At 67.8% G+C, this 4,802-nt stretch carries 7 protein-coding genes; 4 read left to right on the plus strand and 3 right to left on the minus strand.

Annotated elements, in window-relative coordinates:
• Positions 1-1,102 (plus strand): BtrH N-terminal domain-containing protein (locus D7231_RS34350; protein ID WP_206752006.1); only part of this gene is annotated, 1,102 nt, incomplete at its 5' end.
• A gap of 252 nt (positions 1,103-1,354) precedes the next feature.
• On the opposite strand, the gene D7231_RS37180 is transcribed toward D7231_RS34350, so the two are convergent.
• A complete protein-coding gene (locus D7231_RS37180) occupies positions 1,355-1,633 on the minus strand; it encodes a luciferase domain-containing protein (RefSeq protein WP_199739521.1) in 279 nt (92 codons plus the stop codon).
• 95 nt (positions 1,634-1,728) lie between these two features.
• On the opposite strand from D7231_RS37180, the gene D7231_RS38230 reads away from it, so the two are divergent.
• Positions 1,729-1,851 (plus strand): hypothetical protein, encoded by a 123-nt coding sequence (locus D7231_RS38230; protein ID WP_277875674.1) that lies wholly within the window; start codon positions 1,729-1,731, stop codon positions 1,849-1,851.
• A 277-nt stretch (positions 1,852-2,128) separates the two neighbouring features.
• Positions 2,129-2,527, plus strand: coding sequence for a winged helix-turn-helix transcriptional regulator (locus tag D7231_RS34360; RefSeq protein ID WP_120760250.1), 399 nt, complete (start codon positions 2,129-2,131; stop codon positions 2,525-2,527).
• Here D7231_RS34360 and D7231_RS38715 read toward each other — a convergent pair.
• Both D7231_RS38715 and D7231_RS34370 read right to left on the minus strand, forming a co-directional pair.
• On the minus strand, positions 2,442-3,071 hold the full coding sequence (locus D7231_RS38715; protein WP_158673888.1) for an SDR family NAD(P)-dependent oxidoreductase: 630 nt from the start codon (positions 3,069-3,071) through the stop codon (positions 2,442-2,444). The two genes, D7231_RS34360 and D7231_RS38715, sit on opposite strands and share 86 nt — an antisense overlap.
• A 295-nt stretch (positions 3,072-3,366) precedes the next feature.
• Positions 3,367-3,975 carry a TetR/AcrR family transcriptional regulator gene (locus D7231_RS34370; RefSeq protein WP_120760254.1) on the minus strand — a complete coding sequence of 203 codons (609 nt, stop codon included), beginning with the start codon at positions 3,973-3,975 and terminating at the stop codon, positions 3,367-3,369.
• A gap of 150 nt (positions 3,976-4,125) precedes the next feature.
• Between D7231_RS34370 and D7231_RS34375 the strand changes: the two genes are divergently transcribed.
• Positions 4,126-4,802 (plus strand): alkane 1-monooxygenase (locus tag D7231_RS34375; protein WP_147449863.1); only part of this gene is annotated, 677 nt, incomplete at its 3' end.

Here is a 4,802-nt window from a genome sequence, read left to right on the forward strand (position 1 = left end):
CGCCCCGACAGATGAGGCCCTGCCCCGACAATCAGAGCCGCGACGGGTCCTGCTGGACTACCCACACCGCATGGCAGGACACTGCGGTTCCGGAGCGCTGAGGGACCTCTTGGAATGGGCCAATCTCGGCTGGAACGAGGTGCCCGGCGAAGGTCTCGTCTTCGGGATGGGCGGCGGCCTCGGCTTCACCTACCTCCGCGTACCTGGGCTCACCCCGCCGATCTATCTCGTAGGGCGAAGCAGCGACCTCGAGGTGGACCTCCTCACCAGGCTCGGCGCCGAGGTCGACGTGCGCGATACCGACGATCCCGCGACCGGCTGGGACTGGGTGCGACGCGAGCTTCAGCAAGGGCGCCCCGTCCTGCTGTGGGCCGACATCGCCGAGCTGCCGTACCTCAATGTCCGCCTCCAGATGAGCCGGCACGACATCGTCGTGGTCGGCTACGACGAGGACACCGCGACGGCGTTCGTCGTGGACAACGACCGACTCGAGGTCCAAGAAGTGCCCTACGAGGCGCTGGCCCGGGCGCGCGCATCGCGGTCCTTCCCCGTACCCACGAGGCACACGACCTACCTCGTCAAATGGCCGCAGCACCTCCCCGACCTGCACCGCACCGCCGCCTCCGCCCTCACCGCATCCGCGGAGAACATGCAAACAGCGGCGGCCGCGATCATCCCGGACGCATCGGCGCTGCCACCCGAAGCTGTCGCTTCTGCGGGGATCAGCGGCGTCACGGTCTTCGCCGAGGATGTCGACCAGTGGCCGCAGCTCATGTCCGAGCCGGAACTCGATGCCGCACTCCGCTCCCTCCACGCCTTTGTGGAAAAGGCAGGGACCGGCGGCGGCCTCTTCCGACGGTTGCAGGCCCAATTCTGCCTCGACGTGGCGCGGCTCACCGACTCCGCAGATGTGGCCCAGGCCAGCACCGAGCTGCTGCGCTGCGCCGACACCTGGTCAGCTGTGGCCGCTGCAGGCCGCAGCCACGGGCCGACGGTCGACCGCTGGCGGCGCGTCACCGAGCTCGCCGCGACACTACCCGCGCACGAGGACCATGCCCTCTCTCAGATGCGCATGGCAGCGGCCGCATTGAAGGATGGATGACGAGCGATGAGCCATGAGCGACTCTGTCGGCGATCTTGAGATTCCTCGGTGGGCACGCATGATCACCCGACATGACCGACGCGGTCACCGGTCGTGTACAGCTGACGCCGAGGAGTCCAGGGTCCGTCCGTCCCAGGTGTACAGATCGCCGGCCGAGCCAGTCCTCACGTACGTAGACGTGGCAGGTGTCGCAGGCGGCGTTGCCGTCGCACAGGCCGACGACGCCGACTTTCATCGGCCGCAGCTGCAGCATCAACGGGCGGCCCTTCTGCGGGATGAGTCGTCGGCCGCTGCGTCGTCGCGGCCGGTGGCGTAGCGGTACGCCGCCCTGATCACGGCCCGTGCCACTGCCAGCTCCTCGTCGGTGCGCGGGCCGTAGAGCATGACCACGTTGATCTGTGCGGAGTGCAGCGGGTGGCGCTCGCCCCAGCCCTTGCCGATCAGCTCCTGCTGGTCGCCGGTCGCCAGCGACAGGTGCAGGCTGCCGTCGGGGTGGAGGTGCGCGAACTCGGCGGTCAGCCGCGGCGGCATGAGTACCGCGCCGTCCGCCGGCGATCCCGTCCAGGAACAGCCCCAGCGCCTCCTCTCCCGGAAGGTCATGGGGAAGGTCGAGGTCGGGGAAGGCCGTGGAGACCCACCGCGTCATCTTCGCCGGGTCGGAGATCTCGCTCGGCGCGGCGACGACATCGGGCAGGGCGGTGGACATCCAGTCCCGGAGCGCTTCGCGCACCGTGGGCGGGCTGGTCTGAGTGAACTGGACGTGCGGGACGGAGGGCCCGGTCTGGGGGCGGGCACATCCGGCGCGTTCCGGGAGGTGCAGTGGTGCCATGGCGTGCTCCTCGGGTTTCGGACAGCACCGGCTCTGGCTCTGGCATCTGCGCGGCGTCTTCGCCGTGTTGCCGTGTGTGTTCTTCGCGGCACGAGGAAGCTAGCATGCGGAATGTAGTGGGTTCCAAGATGATAGTGGCTCTCACCTGCGGTATCTCGCTGGTCGGCAGGCGAATGAGCCGGAAAGGACGGGCCACCATGAAGGAACGGCCGGAGCAGGTCTGCCCGATCAGCCCGGTGGTGGATCTGGTGTTCAGCCGGTGGACCACGCCCATCCTGTGGGCGCTCCGGCACCACGGCCGCCGGCTGCGCTTCAATGAGCTCGAGCGCTACCTCGGCCCGATCACGCCCAAGGTCCTCACCCAGCGCCTGCGCCAGCTGGAACGCGACGGCCTGGTCACGCGCACCTACCACCGGGAGATCCCGCCCCGCGTCGAATACGAGATCACCGAGCTCGGCCGCAGCCTCAGCCCGGTCTTCCAGGCCCTCGTCGCCTGGTCCGACGAGCACCTCAACCAGGTGAAGGCCGCTCGCCGCAGCTACGACGGCACCGGGCAGCCCGATCTGCCGACACAACTCGATCCGACCGGGTCATAGCCCTCCGATCACGTCGCTCGTGTGGATCTCGGCACCGCACGTGCGCCTCGAGCCCGGCCGATTCCGACCGCCTCCGAGTCGGCCTGGGTGTAATTGACGAGGGTGCGGCGATGTGCTCGGCGAAGCCATGAACTCGGTCCGGCACGCGGCTCGCAGTGCGGCCAAAGACAACATTCTGTTGCCCAACGTTGCGTAGCTCCACGTCTCTGCGGAACCTGCGTCGGGCGAATGTGCGATGTCTTTGCGTGTTCGCCCGACTGGATGAGCTCGAGTGAAAAGGAAGCCCAGCAGGGTGTTCGGCCCACCAGAGTATTGGCCAATTCGGGCTGCAGGCCGCTGATGGTGCCCCGGCGTTGTTGACCAGTACGTCCACGGCGCCGAGACGCTCGGTGGCCTGTGCCGCCCCGCCCGGCTCGGACAGGTCGGCGGCGATTACTACCGGAGGGCCTGCGGCACCAGCGGCCAGCTCTTCCGCCAGGCGACGTAACCGCTCGGTGCGCCGCGCCACCACCGCCAACTGTGCGCCGTCCGCGGAGAACTTCACCTGCTGGTTGTTGGGCAGTCACGGGCTGCCGAGCGGGGCGATCAGTGCCTCCGGCTGCCGCGGGGGCAGCAGCAGTTCCGGGAGCTGCGGTGGCAGCAGCTCAGCCGTCACGGACGCCGGCCTCGGCCGACTCCGGAAGATGCACCTCGCGCGGCTTGAACTTCAAACTTCATCGCCTTCTCCTGCTCGACGGGGTCGTTATGCGCGAGGACGCCGGGCTTCGGGGGCCGGGAACGCGTTGCCAGCGAGCCAGGCATCCACCACCTGGATGGCCGGCTGAACCGGGTCGGCCTGTTCAGTTCCCGGTGCTCTGGCCAGAGGCGGAGTAGGCGGTCCGGTGGGCGATCAAGGCCAGGCGCCGGGCGGTTTCCTGTGGAGAGGCGACGGGTTGGACCATGTGGCTGATGGTGAGGCGGACCATGACCTCGATGGTGAGGCTGCGTGATTCGGGATCGATGTCGGGCCAGGCTTCGGCGATGTAGGCCTCGAGCACGGCCGTGGCGGTGTCGAAGACGGGCTCACGCTGGGTGGTCAGGTAGGCGAGGAGATCGTCTTCGCCGCCGCGCGACGCGGTGAGGATGGCCTTGATCAGCGAGTTGTCGAGGGATTCCTGGAGGGTGAAGGCGATGGCAGCGCCCACCGCCGCTTCCAGGCTGTTCCGGTTGGCGTCGAGTTCTTGCTGTATGCCGAGCATGAATCGTTCGGTCTCGCGCTCGACAAGGGCTTCGCCCAGGTCCTGCTTGGAGCCGAACTCGTTGTACAGGGTCTGTCGGCTGATCCCGGCCGCGCGCGCGACCGGCGCCAGGCGCAGCTTGTTCCAGCCCTCCGCGGCGACGAGGTCGTAGGCCGCGTTGAGCACCTGTTCCCGGAGCAGGGATCGAACACTCTCACGAAATCGGGTCATCGTGAGCTCCACTCTACTCGACCAATCACTGTCCAAGGTGTTGACGCTTAAGCAGCCAAGTGTCTAAATGATGGACGTTCGCAATGGTCGTGTCACGTGTTCACAACCGGCGTGACACACGTTCGCCGTCGAGACGACGAGGAGCCACACATGGCAACTGCAGCTGAGTTCGGGGAACAGGCGACCTGGCGGGATCCCAAGCGGTACCTGTGGCTGCTTGGTCTGGCCGTGCCGTTGTTCCCCTTCATGGCCTGGGGGCTGGTGGAGGCCACCGGGTGGGGGGTGTTCTGGTGGACCGGTCCGATCGTGCTGTACGGCATCATCCCGGCCGTGGACCTGCTGATAGGCAAGGACACGGTCAACCCGCCGGAGAGCGCCCTGGCCTGGCTGGAGCAGGACCGCTACTACCGCTGGTGTCTGTTTCTGTATCTACCCCTGCAGTACGCCGGTCTCGCGGTGGCCGGCTGGCTGCTCGGTACCGGGGGGCTGTCGCTGGTGGACAAGCTGGGGTTGGCCGTGACCCTGGGGGTGGTGTCCGGCATCGCGATCAACACCGGCCACGAGCTCGGGCACAAGAAGGAGTCGCTGGAGCGCTGGCTGTCTAAGATCGCTCTTGCGCCGACCCTGTACGGGCACTTCTTCATCGAGCACAACCGGGGGCACCACGTGCGGGTGGCCACGCTGGAGGACCCGGCCAGCGCCCGGTTCGGCGAGAGCTTCTGGGGGTTCCTGCCCCGCACCGTCCTGGGCAGTCTGCGGTCGGCCTGGCATCTGGAGAAGACCCGGCTGAACCGGCAGGGCCGCAGTCCCTGGACGCTGCGCAATGA

Origin of the sequence: Streptomyces klenkii, from assembly GCF_003626645.1 — a bacterium.
Classification (GTDB): Bacteria; Actinomycetota; Actinomycetes; order Streptomycetales; family Streptomycetaceae; genus Streptomyces; species Streptomyces klenkii.